Annotated in this window: 12 protein-coding genes and 1 pseudogene; 3 read left to right on the top strand and 10 right to left on the bottom strand. The window is 71.8% G+C overall.

Translation table 11 applies throughout. The features are described 5' to 3' along the window. Positions 1-55 precede the first annotated feature (55 nt). Entirely contained in the window at positions 56-2,389 is a 2,334-nt protein-coding gene (locus tag ACWGDB_RS31170) for an ATP-binding cassette domain-containing protein (protein WP_453825486.1), read from the top strand. A gap of 155 nt (positions 2,390-2,544) precedes the next feature. Beyond that, the gene (locus ACWGDB_RS31165; protein ID WP_453825485.1) at positions 2,545-3,300 is read left to right on the top strand and encodes a hypothetical protein; all 756 of its coding nucleotides are present in this window, start codon (positions 2,545-2,547) and stop codon (positions 3,298-3,300) included. A 249-nt stretch (positions 3,301-3,549) separates the two neighbouring features. On the opposite strand, the pseudogene ACWGDB_RS31160 reads toward ACWGDB_RS31165, so the two are convergent. The 5 genes and pseudogenes from ACWGDB_RS31160 to ACWGDB_RS31140 form a co-directional block, all read right to left on the bottom strand. Beyond that, positions 3,550-4,170: pseudogene (locus ACWGDB_RS31160) on the bottom strand (lysophospholipid acyltransferase family protein); the annotation flags it as partial. A gap of 14 nt (positions 4,171-4,184) precedes the next feature. Beyond that, entirely contained in the window at positions 4,185-4,955 is a 771-nt protein-coding gene (locus ACWGDB_RS31155) for a GNAT family N-acetyltransferase (RefSeq protein ID WP_453825484.1), read from the bottom strand. A gap of 302 nt (positions 4,956-5,257) precedes the next feature. Next, positions 5,258-6,004, bottom strand: a complete 747-nt coding sequence (locus tag ACWGDB_RS31150) for a succinate dehydrogenase/fumarate reductase iron-sulfur subunit (protein ID WP_369274969.1) — start codon at positions 6,002-6,004, stop codon at positions 5,258-5,260. Next, positions 6,001-7,950 (bottom strand): fumarate reductase/succinate dehydrogenase flavoprotein subunit, encoded by a 1,950-nt coding sequence (locus ACWGDB_RS31145; protein ID WP_453825483.1) that lies wholly within the window; start codon positions 7,948-7,950, stop codon positions 6,001-6,003. The genes ACWGDB_RS31150 and ACWGDB_RS31145 overlap by 4 nt, the downstream gene beginning before the upstream one ends. Before the next feature lies 1 nt (position 7,951). Beyond that, positions 7,952-8,623 (bottom strand): succinate dehydrogenase, encoded by a 672-nt coding sequence (locus ACWGDB_RS31140; protein WP_453825519.1) that lies wholly within the window; start codon positions 8,621-8,623, stop codon positions 7,952-7,954. A 120-nt stretch (positions 8,624-8,743) separates the two neighbouring features. On the opposite strand from ACWGDB_RS31140, the gene ACWGDB_RS31135 reads away from it, so the two are divergent. Further along, positions 8,744-9,628 (top strand): LysR family transcriptional regulator, encoded by an 885-nt coding sequence (locus ACWGDB_RS31135; protein ID WP_453825482.1) that lies wholly within the window; start codon positions 8,744-8,746, stop codon positions 9,626-9,628. 3 nt (positions 9,629-9,631) lie between these two features. Here the strand turns inward: ACWGDB_RS31135 and ACWGDB_RS31130 are convergent, their stop codons facing one another. The 5 genes from ACWGDB_RS31130 to ACWGDB_RS31110 all read right to left on the bottom strand — a co-directional run bounded on the left by ACWGDB_RS31130 (position 9,632) and on the right by ACWGDB_RS31110 (position 16,557). Then, a complete protein-coding gene (locus ACWGDB_RS31130; RefSeq protein WP_453825481.1) occupies positions 9,632-10,528 on the bottom strand; it encodes an SDR family oxidoreductase in 897 nt (298 codons plus the stop codon). Positions 10,529-10,574: 46 nt separating this feature from the next. Next, positions 10,575-11,585: an alcohol dehydrogenase catalytic domain-containing protein gene (locus ACWGDB_RS31125; protein WP_453825480.1), complete on the bottom strand. Its 1,011-nt coding sequence runs from the start codon at positions 11,583-11,585 to the stop codon at positions 10,575-10,577. A gap of 132 nt (positions 11,586-11,717) precedes the next feature. Beyond that, positions 11,718-12,620 carry a LysR family transcriptional regulator gene (locus tag ACWGDB_RS31120; RefSeq protein WP_453825479.1) on the bottom strand — a complete coding sequence of 301 codons (903 nt, stop codon included), beginning with the start codon at positions 12,618-12,620 and terminating at the stop codon, positions 11,718-11,720. Positions 12,621-13,612: 992 nt separating this feature from the next. Beyond that, positions 13,613-15,748 carry a putative bifunctional diguanylate cyclase/phosphodiesterase gene (locus ACWGDB_RS31115; RefSeq protein WP_453825478.1) on the bottom strand — a complete coding sequence of 712 codons (2,136 nt, stop codon included), beginning with the start codon at positions 15,746-15,748 and terminating at the stop codon, positions 13,613-13,615. After that, the gene (locus ACWGDB_RS31110) at positions 15,745-16,557 is read right to left on the bottom strand and encodes an SAM-dependent methyltransferase (RefSeq protein WP_383599802.1); all 813 of its coding nucleotides are present in this window, start codon (positions 16,555-16,557) and stop codon (positions 15,745-15,747) included. The genes ACWGDB_RS31115 and ACWGDB_RS31110 overlap by 4 nt, the downstream gene beginning before the upstream one ends. Positions 16,558-16,588: the final 31 nt, after the last annotated feature.

Here is a 16,588-nt window from a genome sequence, read left to right as displayed (position 1 = left end):
CCCCCACCGAGGTTTGCCCACGACATCGACACCCACCTTCCGGAGCCCTCACCCCATGCACTCCCCGCACGACCCCTACGTCCGCGTACGCGGCGCCCGTGAGCACAATCTCAGGGGCGTGGACGTCGACATCCCACGGGACGTGCTGGCCGTGTTCACCGGTGTGTCCGGGTCCGGGAAGTCGTCGCTCGCCTTCGGCACGATCTACGCGGAGGCCCAGCGCCGCTACTTCGAGTCGGTCGCGCCGTACGCACGCAGGCTGATCCACCAGGTCGGTGCGCCGAAGGTCGGTGAGATCACCGGGCTGCCACCCGCCGTGTCCCTCCAGCAACGCCGCTCGGCGCCGACATCCCGCTCCTCCGTCGGCACGGTCACGAACCTCTCCAACTCCCTGCGGATGCTGTACTCCCGGGCGGGCGACTACCCGCCGGGCGCCGAGCGGCTCGACTCGGACTCCTTCTCACCGAACACGGCGGCCGGGGCGTGCCCGGAGTGCCACGGGCTCGGGCAGGTGCACCGAACGACCGAGGAGTTGCTGGTCCCCGATCCGGGGTTGTCGATCCGGGAAGGCGCGATCGCGGCGTGGCCGGGTGCCTGGCAGGGCAAGAACCTGCGCGACATCCTCGACGCGCTCGGCCACGACGTCGACCGGCCCTGGCGCGAGCTGCCCGCCGAGGAGCGGGAGTGGATCCTGTTCACGCAGGAGCAGCCGGTGGTCACCGTGCACCCGGTGCGCGACGCCGACCGCATCCAACGCCCGTACCAGGGCACGTACATGAGCGCCCGCCGGTACGTCATGAAGACGTTCGCCGACTCCAAGAGCCCGACCCTCAGGACGAAGGCGGAGCGGTTCCTCGCCGCCGCGCCCTGCCCGGCGTGCGGCGGCAGCAGGCTGCGGCCCGAGGCGCTGGCGGTGACCTTCGCCGGCCGGACGATCGCCGATGTGGCCGCGCTGCCGCTCACGGAGCTGGCGGGGTTGTTGAAGGGCGGCTCCTCGGAGGCGGCCCGTGTCCTCACCGAGGACCTCAAGTCCCGTATCGGGCCCGTCGTCGAGCTCGGCCTCGGCTATCTGAGCCTCGACCGCGCCACGCCCACGCTCTCGGCGGGCGAACTGCAGCGCCTGCGGCTCGCGACGCAGCTGCGGTCCGGGCTGTTCGGTGTCGTGTACGTCCTCGACGAGCCGTCCGCGGGACTGCACCCGGCGGACACCGAGGCGCTGCTTACGGTGCTGGCGCGGCTGAAGGCGGGCGGGAACACGGTGTTCGTGGTCGAGCATCATCTCGACGTCATGCGCGGCGCCGACTGGCTGGTCGACGTGGGACCGCAGGCGGGTGAGCACGGCGGGCAGGTGCTGCACAGCGGGCCGGTGGCGGAGCTGGCGGCGGTCACGGAGTCGGCCACCGCGCGCTTCCTGTTCGACGGCTCGCCCGCCGCCGCTCGCCAAGTGCGGGCCCCGCGCGGCCAGTTGAAGGTGGGCCCGGTCACCCGGCACAATCTGCGCGGAGTGACCACCGAGTTCCCGCTCGGGGTGTTCACGGCCGTCACCGGCGTCTCGGGTTCGGGCAAGTCCACGCTCATCGGCGAGATCACCGAGGAGTCGGCGGGTGTCGGGCGGCTGGTCTCGGTCGACCAGAGGCCGATCGGCCGCACCCCGCGCTCCAACCTCGCCACCTACACCGGGCTCTTCGACGTGGTACGCAAGGTGTTCGCAGCCACCGACGAGGCGCGGGCCCGTGATTACGGCGTCGGGCGGTTCTCCTTCAATGTCGCGGGCGGGCGGTGCGAGACCTGTCAGGGCGAGGGGTTCGTCAGCGTGGAGCTGCTGTTCCTGCCGAGCACGTACGCGCCGTGCCCGGACTGCGGCGGGGCGCGCTACAACCCCGAGACGCTGCAAGTGGCGTACCGGGGACGGAACATCGCACAGGTGCTGGACCTCACGGTCGAGGCGGCGGCGGAGTTCTTCGCGGACACCCCTGCCGTGGCCCGCAGTCTCGGCGCCCTGCTGGACGTGGGCCTCGGCTATCTGCGCCTCGGGCAGCCCGCCACCGAACTGTCCGGCGGTGAGGCCCAGCGCATCAAGCTGGCGAGCGAGTTGCAGCGCGGCCGGCGCGGCCACACCCTCTACCTCCTCGACGAGCCGACGACCGGACTCCACCCGGCCGACGTCGAGGTGCTGATGCGCCAGCTGCACGGCCTCGTCGACGCCGGGCACACCGTCGTCGTGGTCGAGCACGACATGTCCGTCGTCGCGGGCGCGGACTGGGTGATCGACCTGGGGCCGGGCGGTGGTGACGCGGGCGGACGGATCGTGGCGGCGGGCCCGCCGGTGGACGTGGCTCGGACGGAGGGCAGCGCCACGGCGCCGTATCTGGCCCGCGTCATGCCGTAACCGCCTTTGGCGACACGGTACTTGAGGGTCGTAGACTGACCCCGTGCGTTGACCCTCCGCGCGTCGGCGTGTGCCGTCGCGGACCGTGTGGGCGCCCGGACCTTCCGTGGCCGCCCCGGCAGGCATACCCGTCGCCGATCCACCGGAGATCACGCATGACCGCGCAGCAGTCCCTCACCTACGACGCGTTCGTCGAGCTCGCCACGGCCGACCCCGCTGTCGTCGGCCTCGTCCTCAAAGGCTCGCGGGCCCATGACGGCATGGCCACCGAGCACTCCGACCACGATCTGTACGTCGTCCTCGCGGACGGCGCGGCGACGGACCTCCGTCGCTTCACCGGTCATCGCACGTCGCGACTGGATCTGGTGATCGTCTCCCTCGCCGAGTTCCGGGCAGCCGGAATGCCGGGGCACGAGCGCTACGCCCTCGCCCGGGCGCGGATCGTACTCGACCGGCCCGCCGGAGGGATCGCGGACTTCGGGGGGATCGCTGAGATCCTCGCCGCCAAGGCGCGGCTCAGCGCCGACGAAGCGTTCCGGGCCGCGGGCGGTTGGCTGGACGCATACGCCAACTCCCTTTACCGCTCGGTGAAGAACGACCGTGACGGCGAGCCGCTCGCCGCCCGGCTCGACGCCACCGACAGCGTGGGGCACCTGCTGGAGCTGCTCTTCGCCCTCGACCGGCGCCCCCGCCCGTACAACAAGTACCTACGCTGGGAGCTTGCCCGTCACCCGTTGCCGGGCTGGGACGGCGACGCCCTGCTGGGAGTTGTGGACCGTATCTCCGCGAGCGGCGACGTGGCGGTCCAGCGGCGGCTGTTCGCCCGCGTGGAGGCCTCGGCCCGCCGCGAGGGTCACGGGGCGGTGCTGGACGCCTGGGGCGAGGATCTCCGGCTGCTGCGCCCTCAGTAGTACGGACGTCTCGGCCGCCCGGGCCAGAGAGCGGCGGTCCGGGTGGCTGCCCGGCGCCATCGGCTCCGGCACCTCCGCCTCCGCGACCAGCTCGCGTGCCCGCACCACCCGCCACACCGAGGTGAGCAGCGCGTCCGCGCCGACGAACGCGGCCGCCGTGCTGGGCGTGCCCTGGGCCGCCCGGTAGCGCAGGCGGACCGGCTGGACCGGGACGCCCGCGTCGAGGGCCGCCTGGAACGCGGCCCGGCGGAAGTGACCCTGGGCCCGGCCGCACCACGTACTGCCCTCGGGGAAGACGGCGACCGCTTCGCCGGCCCGCAACGCCTCGGCGATCCGGGCCACCGTGTCGGGCAGGGCGCGGATCCGGTCCCGGTCGATGAACAGGGCACCGCTGCGGGCGGTCATCCACCCCGCCACCGGCCAGTCCCGGATCTCCGACTTGGCGAGCATCCGGGCCGGACGGACGGCGGCGAGCAGCGGGATGTCCAGCCAGGACACGTGGTTGGCGACGAGCAGCAGCCCGCCGTCGGACGCGGCGCGGCCGTCGATCCGTACCCGGACGCCCGCGGCCCGTACGACCCACCGGGACCAGCGCCGGACGAGGGCGCCGGGTATCCGCCCGCCCAGCGGGGTGAGCAGGAACCCGACGAGCAGCAGGAGCAGGACCGCCGCGATCCGCAGGGCGGCCAGCGGCACGGCCCTGGCCGGTCCCGTCGCGTCCACGCACCCGCGCGGGGTGCAGGGGGCGCTGGGCCGCCAGAGGGTCGCCACCTCGACGGGGTGGGCCGCTGCGGCCGGTGCGCCGGTCGCCCGGGCCTTGGCAGCGGTCGCGGTGGGGACACCGACGGCACCGAGGGAGTGGGTGCTCATGGCCGCCACGTCCGTCACGCCGGGACGAGGGAGAGGAAGTGCCGCAGGTAGCGCGAGTTGACCCGGCGCATCGACAGCAGCACGTACATGTCGGCGACGCCGAACTCCGGGTCGTGCGCGGGCTCGCCGCAGACCCAGGCGCCGAGGCGGAGGTAGCCGCGCAGGAGGGCCGGGAGTTCCATGCGGGCGGCGGGGGCGGGCTCGGTGGGCTGCCAGGGCCGCAGCGGCCGTACCCGGTACTCCTCCGGGGCCAGGTGCTTGGCCTGTACCCGGTCCCAGGTGGCCGCCGCGAGCTTGCCGCCGTCGGCCAGCGGGATCGAGCAGCAGCCGGCCAGCCACTCGTGGCCGCGGTCGACCATGTAGCGGGCGATGCCGGCCCAGATGAGGCTGATCACGGCGCCGTCGCGGTGGTCGGGGTGCACACAGGAGCGGCCGACCTCGACCAGGTTCGGACGCAGGCCGTCGATGCGGCTCAGGTCGAACTCGCCCTCGGAGTACAGCCGGCCCGCGACCGCCGCCCGCTCCGGCGGGAGCAGCCGGTAGGTGCCGACGACCTGGCCGGACACCTCCTCACGGACGAGCAGGTGATCGCAGTACGCGTCGAAGGCATCGATGTCGTGACCCGGCTGCGGGGTGGTCAGCAGGGCTCCCATCTCACCGGCGAAGACGTCGTGCCGCAGCCGCTGGGCGGCGCGCACGTCCTCCTCGCCTCGGGCGAGGCCGACGGTGTAGCGGGTGGGTGCCGTGGGCTGCGGGGGACGGTCGACGGTCAGTACGCCGGTCATGGCTTACTCCTGGTCACGGGCCGGGGACGGCGAGCGGAGCTCGGTGGGAGCGGTGCGATGTGCCGCCCCTGTTCTTCCTATGCCGGTTGGCGTATGCGTGACCTGTGCCAGGAGAGTGGATGTGCGAATGTTGAACGGCGCGAGCTGGTACCGGCCGTCCATGTTCCGGTGTCCGGCCGGTCAGCCGGGCGATCCAGTGCTGTTCACCCGGCGGGTGCGGAAACGCCAGACGGGGCCGGAGAGCACCACTCCCGGCCCCGCCCGTCCGCACCTTTCGGCGAACGTCTGTTGGGCGCCTCGCCCTACCGCTTCACCTTCCGCGTGGCCCGCAGCCACTCCTTGTTCATGCTGGTGATGGACATCAGCGGGATGCCCTTGGGGCAGGCGGTGGCGCACTCTCCGGTGAGAGTGCACCCGCCGAAGCCTTCGTCGTCCATCTGCGCCACCATGTCCAGGACACGGGTCTCACGCTCGGGCGCCCCCTGCGGCAGCACGTTCAGATGGTTGACCTTGGCGGAAGTGAACAGCATCGCCGCCCCGTTGGGACACGCGGCCACACACGCCCCGCAGCCGATGCACTCGGCGTGCTCGAAGGCGAAGTCGGCGTCCGGTTTGGGTACGGGTGTGGCATGGGCCTCCGGCGCGGCACCCGTCGGGGCGGTGACGTACCCGCCCGCCTGGATGATCCGGTCGAAGGCGGACCGGTCGACGACCAGGTCCTTGATCACGGGGAACGCCGACGCCCGCCACGGCTCGATGTCGATCGTGTCGCCGTCCTTGAAGGACCGCATGTGCAGCTGGCAGGTGGTCGTCCGCTCGGGGCCGTGCGCGTCACCGTTGATGACGAGCGAGCAGGCGCCGCAGATGCCCTCCCGGCAGTCGTGGTCGAAGGCGACCGGGTCCTCACCGCGGAGGATGAGCTCTTCGTTGAGGGTGTCGAGCATCTCCAGGAAGGACATGTCGGAGGAGATGCCGTCCACCTCGTACGTGGACATGGCGCCGTCGGCGTCGGCGTTGCGCTGCCGCCAGACGCGCAGGGTGAGCTTCATGCGTAGCTCCGCTGGGTGGGGTGGACGTACTCGAAGACCAGGTCTTCCTTGTGCAGCACGGGAGCGGTGCCCGTGTCGGTGAACTCCCAGGCCGCCGCGTAGGCGAACTCGTCGTCCTTGCGGGCCGCCTCGCCGTCCGGCGTCTGCGACTCCTCGCGGAAGTGGCCGCCGCAGGACTCGCTGCGGTCCAGCGCGTCGAGGCACATGAGCTCTGCGAGCTCCAGGTAGTCGACGACGCGGTTGGCCTTCTCCAGCGACTGGTTGAACTCCTCGCCGGTGCCCGGCACCTTGATCCGCCGCCAGAACTCCTCGCGGATCTGCGGGATGCGTTCGAGGGCCTTGCGCAGCCCGGAGTCCGTGCGGGCCATCCCGCAGAACTCCCACATCAGCTCGCCGAGTTCACGGTGGAAGGAGTCCGGCGTACGGTCGCCGTCCACGGCCAGCAGCAGGTTGAGCCGGTCCTGGGTCTCGGCCAGCACCTCCTGCACGACGGGGTGCTCGTCGGTGACCGCCTCGTGGTGCGGATTGCGGGCGAGGTAGTCGTTGATGGTGGCCGGCAGCACGAAGTAGCCGTCGGCCAGGCCCTGCATCAGGGCCGAGGCGCCGAGCCGGTTCGCCCCGTGGTCGGAGAAGTTGGCCTCGCCGATCGCGAACAGGCCGGGGACGGTGGTCTGCAGGTCGTAGTCGACCCACAGGCCGCCCATCGTGTAGTGCACGGCCGGGTAGATCCGCATCGGCACCTCGTACGGATCCTCGTCGGTGATCCGCTGGTACATGTCGAAGAGGTTGCCGTACCTGGCCTCGACGGCCTTGCGGCCCATCCGCTCGATGGCGTCGGCGAAGTCCAGGTAGACGCCCTGCCCGCCGGGTCCGACGCCCCTCCCCTCGTCGCACACGTTCTTCGCGGCGCGGGAGGCGATGTCGCGGGGCACCAGGTTGCCGAAGGACGGGTAGATGCGCTCCAGGTAGTAGTCGCGCTCGTCCTCCGGGATCTTGTTCGCGGGGCGGTCGTCGCCCTTGGCCTTCGGCACCCAGATCCGGCCGTCGTTGCGCAGCGACTCGCTCATCAGCGTCAGCTTGGACTGGTGGTCGCCGGTGCGCGGGATGCACGTCGGGTGGATCTGCGTGAAACAGGGGTTGGCGAAGTAGGCGCCGCGCCGGTGGGCCCGCCAGATCGCGGTGGCGTTGGAGTTCATGGCGTTCGTCGACAGGTAGAAGACGTTGCCGTAGCCGCCGCTCGCGAGTACGACGGCGTCCGCGAAGTAGGTGTCGACGCGGCCGGTGATGAGGTCCCGGGCCACGATTCCGCGCGCCTTGCCGTCGATGACGATCAGGTCGAGCATCTCGGTACGCGGGTGCATCTCGACGTTCCCCGCGGCGATCTGCCTGCTCAGTGCCTGATACGCGCCGAGCAGCAGCTGCTGGCCCGTCTGGCCGCGGGCGTAGAACGTGCGGGACACCTGGACGCCGCCGAAGGAGCGGGTGTCGAGCAGACCGCCGTACTCGCGGGCGAAGGGCACGCCCTGGGCCACGCACTGGTCGATGATCTCGACGGAGATCTGGGCGAGCCGGTGGACGTTGGACTCCCGGGCGCGGAAGTCGCCGCCCTTCACCGTGTCGTAGAAGAGGCGGTGGATGGAGTCGCCGTCGTTGCGGTAGTTCTTCGCGGCGTTGATGCCGCCCTGTGCGGCGATGGAGTGGGCGCGGCGCGGGGAGTCCTGGTAGCAGAACTGGACGACGTGGTAGCCCTGTTCGGCGAGGGTGGCGCCCGCCGAGCCGCCGGCCAGGCCCGTGCCCACCACGATGACCGTGTGCTTGCGCCGGTTGGCGGGGTTGACCAGCTTGGCCTCGAAGCGGCGCTTGTCCCAGCGCTCGCCCACGGGCCCGGCGGGGGCCTTGGTGTCGAGGACCGGTTCGCCGGTCGTGTACTCGGCGTAGGTAGACATGTCAGTTCACCAATCCGGTCATGACGCCCACGGGTACGGCGATGAAACCGACCGTGAGCAGCAGCGCGAGGATGTCGGCCGTGACCTTCAGGGCGCGGTCGCGGGTGCGGCTGCCGGCGCCGAGGGTCTGGGCGGCGCTCCAGAAGCCGTGCCGGATGTGCAGGCCGAGGGCGAGCATCGCGACGATGTAGATCACGTTGCCGTACCAGGTGGAGAAGGTGTCCACGACGTTCTGGTACGGCCGGCCCTCCTGGAAGCCGCCGGAGTGCACGGTGCCGGTCGTCAGATCGAGGACGTGCCAGACGATGAACAGGCCGAGGATGATGCCGCCCCAGCGCATGGTGCGCGTGGCGTAGGAGGCCCGCGGCTTCTTGTGCACGTACTTGCTGGGGCGCGCCCTGATGTCGCGGCGGCTGAGCTGGTACGCCGACGTGGCATGGGCGACGACGGCGACGACCAGCACGATACGGACGAGCCAGAGCGTCCACTCGTAGTGCATGAACGGCTCGCCGACGGTGCGCAGCCAGTGCGCGTAGTGGTTGAACTCGCCCGCCCCGAAGAAGATCTTCAGGTTTCCGATCATGTGGACGACCAGGTACGCCAGCATGATCAGACCGCTGACCGCCATCACGGTCTTCTTGCCGACGGTCGAGTCCCACACCGTGCGTGCCATGGACGGCCGTCGATCCGTCCGCGTTGCCAGAGCCATGGAACAGGACGCTACGGCCGGGCCACCCCATCGGTCCAAGACATGGTCCGGCTCGTTTCGATAGACAAGCCCTATGCTTGCTGGATGCAGTTCCAGCAGCTCCAGTACTTCGTGGCGGTCGCGGAGACCCGGCACTTCACCCGGGCCGCCGACCTGGTGCATGTCGCGCAGCCCTCGCTGTCGCAGCAGATCAAGTCGCTGGAGCGGGAGTTGGGCGCGGATCTGTTCCTGCGGGCACGCGGCAACATCACGCTGACGGACGCCGGGGAGGCCCTGCTGCCGCTGGCCCGGCGCATCCTGGCCGACGCGGACACCGCCCGCCACGAGGTGCAGGAACTGGTGCAGCTGCGCCGGGGGCGGGTCCGGCTGGGCGCGACGCCGAGCCTGTGCACGGGCCTGCTCCCCGATGTGCTGCGCGCCTTCCACGACCGCTATCCCGGCATCCAGCTGCTGATCGAGGAAGGCGGCTCGCACGACCTGATCCGGGAGCTGGCCCGCGGTGCCCTCGACCTGGCCCTGGTGGTTCTGCCCCTGCCGACGGCCTCCCCCGCGCTGACCACGGTGGAGCTGCTGCGCGAGGACCTGGTGGTCGTCTCCTCGCCGGAGGCGCCCCGTCCCGGTGGTGGCCGGCGCACCGTGCGCATCGCCGACCTGGAGGGCGAGCGGCTGGTGATGTTCCGGCACGGCTACGACCTGCGTGAGCTGACGGTGGCCGCGTGCCGTGCCGAGGGCTTCGAGCCGGACTTCGCGGTCGAGGGCGGGGAGATGGACGCGGTGCTGGGGTTCGTGCGGGCGGGGCTGGGGATGGCCGTCGTACCGCGCATGGTGGCGGCCCGGTCGGGCCGGGGGCTGCGGGTCACCCCGCTGGCCCGGCCCGGACTGCACCGGACGATCGCCCTGGCCCACCGCAGCGACGTGGCTCCGCCGCGGGCCGCGCGGGAGTTGCAGCGGATGCTGCTGGAGCGGTGAGGGTCAGCCGGCCGTGCGGGGCGTGAGCAGGTCCGTCATGCTGATGCGCTCGTAGAAGTCGGCACGGACGCCGTCGGCGACGTCGCTGACCTGCTCCGAACCGTCGTCGGCCGGATCGATGGTGATCCGGAAGGGGCGCTCGCCCTTCGGTGTGCCGACGATGCGGACGATGGCTCGGGCCACCTCCATGACGTCGGCGTCGGCGGGTGCCAGGGCGGCCAGGGCCTTGCCGACGTCGTCCATCAGGCCCGCGTAGAAGGCGTCGTACGCCTCCGCGGTGGCCGTGTCCTCGGGGTGCATCGCGTGGGCGAAGTGGTTGGTGCCCGAGGTGAAGGAACCCGGGACCACGATGGCCGTGTCGATGCCGAAGCGGCTCAGCTCGACCGCGTAGCTCTTGGCCAGGTGGTCCATCGCGGCCTTCGCGCCGAAGTAGGGGCCGAGGTAGGGCGGGGTGCCGCCGTAGGTGCTGGACGACCCCACCCACAGCAGCAGACCGTCGCGCCGGCCCCGCATCTGTGGCAGTACGGCCCGGTTGACGCGTTGTGTGGACAGCACGTTGGTGTCGTAGATCTCGGCGATCTGCTCCGGCGTGAACGACTCGGTCGGGCCGAGGACCATGTGCCCGGCGTTGTGGACGACGACGTCGATCCGCCCGGCCTCGGCGGTCACCTGCGCGACCGCGGCGTCCACGGACTGCTGACCGGACACGTCGAGTTCGACGGCACGCAGCGCCACGCCGTGCTGGTCGGCGTAGGCCTGCGCGTCCGCGACGGCCGGGGCGTTGCGGCCGGTGGTCTGCCGCATCCCGGCGTAGACGGTGTGTCCGGCGTCGGCGAGGGCGCGGGCGGTCAGGGCGCCGAAGCCGCTGGAGGCACCCGTGACGAGGACGACGTGGGGCATGGCTGGCTCCTTGGTTGCGTGCGGAAATGAGGGGGGTTCCGGGCGGTCAGGCGAAGGTGATCACGCTGCGGCCGTGGGCGGTGCCCTCCGCCATGCCGTCGAGAACCGCCGGGGCCTGGTCCAGGGCGATCGGCGTGACCTCGGGCAGGATGCCGTGGGCCAGCGAGAAGGCGAGGGTGTCGCGCAGGTCGTGGGGCGAGCCGGAGGGGGACGCGGCCACGTGCAGGCGGTTGAGGACCATGGGCGGGGTGGGCAGCGTGAGCGGCTCGGAGCCGTAGCCGAGGAGCAGCAGGGTGCCGTCGGGGGCGAGGCCGCCCAGGGTGGCTGCGGCAGCGGCGGTGGAGGGGGCCGCGTTGAGCACCAGGTCGGCGCCGCCGTCCCACGCCCTGAGCGCCTCGGCCGGGTCGGACTGGTCGGTGGCGACGAAGAGTTCGGCGCCCAGGGTCTTGGCCTGGTCCTCGCCACGCCGGGAGCGGCCCACCACGGCGACCCGCGCGCCCATGGCGGCGGCGTAGCGCACGGCCAGGGTGCCCACTCCGCCCAGGCCGACGACGGCGACCCGGGAACCGGCCTTCACGCCGCCCTGCCGCAGGCCGTTGAAGGCGGTGAGGCCGGCGCACATCAGCGGCGCCGCGGACACCGGGTCGAGGCCGTCGGGCAGCGGGGTGACGAAGTTGGCCTTGAGCAGGGCGTACTCGGCGTAGCCGCCGTCGGCAACGATGCCGGTGATCCGCTTGCGGGGGCACAGGATCTGGTCGCCGCGCACGCAGTAGTCGCAGTGCTCGCAGGAGTCGTAGAGGAATTGGGCGCCCACCGTGGTGCCGACCTCGGGGAAGGTCACGCCCTCGCCGACGGCGGTCACGACTCCGGTGATCTCGTGTCCGGGGATGACGGGGAACCGGGCGAAGGGGTAGTGGCCGCGCAGCAGGTTCAGGTCGGAGAAGCAGACACCGCACGCCGTGACCTTGACCAGGACCTCGCCGGGGGCGGGCTGGGGGATGTCGAGGGTGTCGAGGGCGAGGGGAAGGTTCGCGCCGGTGGCGACGGCAGCACGCATCGCGGGCTCCAAGGGGGTCGGGGGGGAAGCGCTCCAGTTGATTTCCTGGTACTTCCGAGTCTCCGAGCCCACTGTGATCCCGTCCAATGCTTGTTACGGCTCGATTGATGCCGAGGAGGCATCGGCGCAGGTCTACGCCGTGTCTCGGGCCCGCACGGCGGCGTGGACGGTCTCGACGAAGCTCGTCACGAGGTGCGAGGGACGCGAGGCGTTCCAGGCGAGGGACACCTGCCCCGGCGGTACGTCGGCGACGGGGACGTATGCGATGTCGGACCGGGGGAACGCGGCCGCGACGGAGCTCGGCACGAAGGCGATTCCGCGCCCGCCTCTGACGTAGCCCAGCAGTTCCTCCATGTCGTGGAAGGCGGGGCCGTGGCCGGGCCGGGTGCCGTCGGGGCGTGGGTCGGCGTTCCATACGGCCGACCAGGCCTCGGCCGCCTCGGCGTACTCGAGGACGGGGTCGTCGGTCAGGGCCGCGAGGGCGACCTTGGCGTCGCGGGCCCGCGGATGATCGATCGGCAGGACGGCGGCGAGCTGTTCGGCGTACAGGGCGAGCAGCTCCACCCCGTCGGTCTCCAGGGGCGGCCGGACGAACCCGACGTCGACACTGCCGTCCAGGAGGGCCCGCGCCTGGCTCCACCAGCGCAGCCGGACCAGTTCGATGGAGACGCGGGGGAAGCGCGCGGAGAACGCGTTCAGCGCCAGGCTCACATCCGTGCCCAGCATGAACCCGACGACCAGCGCGTCGTCACCGGCGCCGATGCGCCGGGCCCGCTCCTGGGCGGCCTCCGCGGCGGCGAGCAGCGCCTTGGCGTCGCGCAGGAACTGCTCGCCGGCCGGAGTGAGCGAGACCTCGCGCGTGCTGCGGGTGAACAGTTCGACTCGTAGCTCGTGCTCCAGCTGCCGTACCTGCCGGGACAGCGCGGGCTGGGTGACGTGCAGGGCCACGGCCGCCTGCCCGAAGTGCCGGCGCTCGGCCACGGCCACGAAGTAGCGCAGCTTGCGCAGATCCAGATCGATCGGCCTGTCGGGCATGGCGTGTCCTGCCTTTCCGCCCCGTCCGCTCTCCCCGCCGACCGGCGCGGCGCGCGCTACCGCAGTCGACGCACTTCACGCTAGCCGACCGAACGGGACGTGTTGCTCGGATCGCCCGTCGGGCGTGGCCGACGGGGGCCGCCGCCCGACCCGGCCGACAGCACGGCCGCACGACGCCAGGCCGGTGTCACCGACCGAACCGAACGCCCTGCACGGAACACACGCCCGCCACACCCAACGGGGGCCGCCGCCCAGCCCGGCCGACAGCAATGGCCGCACGAGACCAGACCGAAGCCCCCGACCGAACCGAACACACCGCACGAAACGCCCCCGCCACACCCAACGGGAACCGCCGCCCGACCCGACCGACAACACGCCCGCACGAGACCAGGCCGAAGCCTCCGACCGAACCGAACACACCGCACGAAACGCCCCCGCCACACCCAACGGGAACCGCCGCCCAGCCCGGCCGACAGCAACGGCCGCACGGGAGCGGTGAGCGGCCGGCGCCGGGACACGGTCCGCCTCCGCCCGCTCTCCTCCGGCCTCGGAGAGGGGTTCAGCGCGCCTCCGCCGTCCCGGGACACGGGTCGCGGCCCGACCCTCCCGCGATCCCGGAACAGATCCAACCCGCCCCCACCCGGATCGAAGAGCCCGGGTTCCGGCCCGCCCTCTCCGATCGGCGCGAGGTCCGACGCACATGCGGCCGGTCCAGAACGGACCCAGCCCGCACTCTCCGATCCGGGACAGTCCCCGCAGTCCGCCCCTCCCACCGGTCCCCGGAGCAGATCGAACCCACCCACTCCGATCGCCGAACGGGCTCCGGCCCCGCCCTCTCGGCTTCCGGACAGGTCCCGCGGTCCGCCCATCCCATCGGCCCCGGAACAGGCCACAGTCCGCCTCACTCCGCATCACCGAACAGGCTCCAGCCCGCCCCACCCCGGCCCGGGACGGGCCTCGCAGCCCGCCCAACCCGCGCCGGCCCCGCCACCTCAAGCCGTGGCGTCCACCAGTGCCAGTTCGTGGAGGCGCTCCGGTGGGCCCGGGCGGGCGTAGTACCAGCCCTGGGCCGTGTCGCAGCCGAGTATCCGCAGTTGTTCGGCCTGCGCGCCGGTCTCCACGCCCTCCACGGTCACGGCCAGGTTCAGGCTGTGGGCCAGGGAGACGATGCCCTCGACGATCTTGAGGTCGACGGGGTCGGCCGGGAACTGCTGCATGCTCTGGGTGAAGGAGCGGTCCAGCTTGAGGATGCTCACCGGCAACCGGCGCAGGTTGGCCAGGTTGGAGTAGCCGGTGCCGAAGTCGTCCAGGGCGATGTCGACGCCCATCTCGGCCAGCCGGCGCAGGGGCTTGAGCAGGTCGTCGTCGGCGCCGATGAGGGCCGACTCGGTGACTTCCAGGCAGAGGGCGTCGGGGGCCACCCCCGCGCGCTCCAGGATGTCCACCGTGTCCTGTACCAGCCCGGGGTGGGTCAGCTGGCAGGGCGAGAGGTTGACGTTGATGCGGAGCGGGCCCGCGTCGACGTGGCGTTCCCGCCACTCGCGCGCCTGGCGCACCGACTGCTCCAGGACCCAGCGGCCGAGCGGAACGATGAGCCCGGTGTGCTCGGCCAGCGGGATGAAGCGGTCCGGGCCGAGGACGCCGTGCTGCGGATGCAGCCAGCGCACCAGGGCCTCGGCGCCGCGCACACTGCCGTCGCCGAGGTGGACCAGCGGCTGGTACTCGATGAAGAACTCGCCCCGGTCCAGGGCCGTCGGCAGCGCCGTGGTCAGCCCGTGCCGGGTGATGGCGCGGGCGTCGGCCTCCTCGTCGGCGAGCTCGAAGCGGTTGCCGCCCGCCGACTTGGCCCGGTACATCGTGATGTCGGCGCTGCGCAGCACCTCCGCCGGGCTGCGCTCCCCGGCCGGGCCCTCGACGATGCCGATGCTGCCGCGCACGGTCAACTCGCGGCCGTCGACGCTGATCGGCGCGATCAGCACGTTCATGATCCGGGCGGCGAGCTCGTCGACCTCGCGCTCGGTGTCGGGGCCGGTGGTCAGCGCCACGAACTCGTCGCCGCCGAGCCGGGCGACCATCTCGCCGGGCGCGGTGGCGCAGGACTGCAGCCGGTCGGCGACCTCGACGAGCAGCCGGTCGCCCGCGGCGTGGCCGAGGCTGTCGTTGACGGTCTTGAAGCCGTCCAGGTCGAGGTAGCACAGGCCGAACCGCTGGCCTTCCCCGGCGCCCAGCGCCTTCTCCAGACGCTCGAAGAAGAAGGTGCGGTTGGGCAGTCCGGTGAGCGCGTCGTGGGTGGCCTCGTAGCGCAGCCGCAGATTGAGCAGCCGGCGCTCGGTGGTGTCCTCCATCAGGGCCAGCTGGTACTGCGGTTCGCCGTCGGCGTCACGCAGCAGGGAGACCGTGAGGTTGGTCCACAGGACCGTTCCGTCAGGGCGGTAGAACGCCTTCTCGACGTGGTAGTGCTCGCGCTCGCCGCGGACGAGCTCTTCATAGAGCTTCCAGGTCTGCGGCGCGTCCTCGGGGTGGGTCCACTCCATGACCTTGCGGCCCTGCATGGACTGCTCGGAGAGGCCGAACATCCGCAGCAGCGCGCCATTGACCTGCAGGACGTTGCCGTCCAGGTCGGCGATGCCGATTCCTATGGCGGCACCCTCGAAGACCGCGCGGAAGCGGGCCTCGGTGGCGTGCAGGGCCTGCGCCACCACGCCCTGCGCCTTGAGGGCGGCCGCGGAGATCGCCTCCTGCTCGGCCAGCGTCCGCTCGCGCAGCGCCTGGGCGAACCCGGCGGCCATGGCGTGCTGGAGCCGGGACGAGCGGGCCCGCTGGTCCTCCTGGTCGCCGTCGGTGCCGCAGTACAGCACGAGGTAGGCGTCGACGCAGTCCAGCGAGCGACTCAGCGCCTCCGGGTCGGTGCAGTGCGCGGATACGAGCGCGGCGCCGACCGCCCTGCCCTCGTCGGCCTCGAAGGCCCTGGACCGGAGCGCCTCACTCAACCGCCGGGCCAGCGGCAGCAGTTGCTCCTCGAACTCCGGCCGGGTCGACGACGTCGAGGTCACCGGGAAGACCGCCCGGCTCCAGATCGTCGCGAACCGGCGCAGTCTGTCCTCCGGCCCGTCCGGCCCCGCGCTCACGCCGTACGTCCCACGCCGGCGAAGCCGGAGAAGGCATACGGATCCTCGTCGTCCGGTGCGGTGTCCGGCCGCCAGAGCGGCATCGGCACCAATCCGGGTTCAACCATGTCGTACCCCTCGAAGAACCGCGCGATGGCCTCGCGCGAGCGCATGATCAGCGGGTTGCGAATGTCCTTGTACACGTCCACCGTGCCCTTGGCCCGCTCCTCGGGCAGCGGGATTCCCTCGTACGAGGCATGCGTGAGCACCAGCATGCTGCCGGGCGGGAGCGCGTCGCGCAGCTCGGCCACCACGGCGTACGGGTCGTCCTCGTCCTCCACGAAGTGCAGTATGGCAACGAGCAGCAGCGCCACCGGCCGGTTCAGGTCGATGAGGCGCTCGACCTCGGAACTGCCCAGGATCTCCTGCGGCTTGAGCAGGTCCGCGGCGACGACGTCCGCGTCGTCGTTGCCCTCGAGGACCGCCTGGCTGTGCGCGACGGCGACCGGGTCGTGGTCGACGTACACCACGCGGGCGCCGGGGACCGCGGACTGGGCCACCTCGTGGACGTTGCCGAACGTCGGGATGCCGGAGCCGATGTCCAGGAACTGGGTGATGCCCTCGTCGACCGCGAAGCGCACCGCGCGGCGCATGAACGCCCGGTTGGCCTGCATGATCTTGGGGAGCCCCGGCATGAACTCCATGGCCTTGCGGGCGGCTTCCCGATCGACCTCGAAGTTGTGCGAACCGCCCAGGTAGTAGTCGTAGATTCGCGAGACACTGGGCACCGAGATGTCGATGCTCCGAGGGGCCCAGGCGGGACGCTCCATCTATCTCTCCAAGGCGTAGGCGATCCGGTGT

The sequence above is a fragment of the Streptomyces sp. NPDC055013 genome (assembly GCF_053608645.1).
This window is presented reverse-complemented; position numbering and strand designations above follow the sequence as displayed.

Excerpts from the sequence above, each read along its gene's own strand:
- ACWGDB_RS31130 (WP_453825481.1), bottom strand. The coding sequence starts at position 10,528 with ATGCCCCACGTCGTCCTCGTCACGGGTGCCTCCAGCGGCTTCGGCGCC.
- ACWGDB_RS31170 (WP_453825486.1), top strand. The coding sequence starts at position 56 with ATGCACTCCCCGCACGACCCCTACGTCCGCGTACGCGGCGCCCGTGAG.
- ACWGDB_RS31165 (WP_453825485.1), top strand. The coding sequence starts at position 2,545 with ATGACCGCGCAGCAGTCCCTCACCTACGACGCGTTCGTCGAGCTCGCC.
- ACWGDB_RS31125 (WP_453825480.1), bottom strand. The coding sequence starts at position 11,585 with ATGCGTGCTGCCGTCGCCACCGGCGCGAACCTTCCCCTCGCCCTCGAC.
- ACWGDB_RS31120 (WP_453825479.1), bottom strand. The coding sequence starts at position 12,620 with ATGCCCGACAGGCCGATCGATCTGGATCTGCGCAAGCTGCGCTACTTC.
- ACWGDB_RS31140 (WP_453825519.1), bottom strand. The coding sequence starts at position 8,623 with ATGGCACGCACGGTGTGGGACTCGACCGTCGGCAAGAAGACCGTGATG.
- ACWGDB_RS31110 (WP_383599802.1), bottom strand. The coding sequence starts at position 16,557 with ATGGAGCGTCCCGCCTGGGCCCCTCGGAGCATCGACATCTCGGTGCCC.
- ACWGDB_RS31150 (WP_369274969.1), bottom strand. The coding sequence starts at position 6,004 with ATGAAGCTCACCCTGCGCGTCTGGCGGCAGCGCAACGCCGACGCCGAC.
- ACWGDB_RS31145 (WP_453825483.1), bottom strand. The coding sequence starts at position 7,950 with ATGTCTACCTACGCCGAGTACACGACCGGCGAACCGGTCCTCGACACC.
- ACWGDB_RS31135 (WP_453825482.1), top strand. The coding sequence starts at position 8,744 with ATGCAGTTCCAGCAGCTCCAGTACTTCGTGGCGGTCGCGGAGACCCGG.
- ACWGDB_RS31155 (WP_453825484.1), bottom strand. The coding sequence starts at position 4,955 with ATGACCGGCGTACTGACCGTCGACCGTCCCCCGCAGCCCACGGCACCC.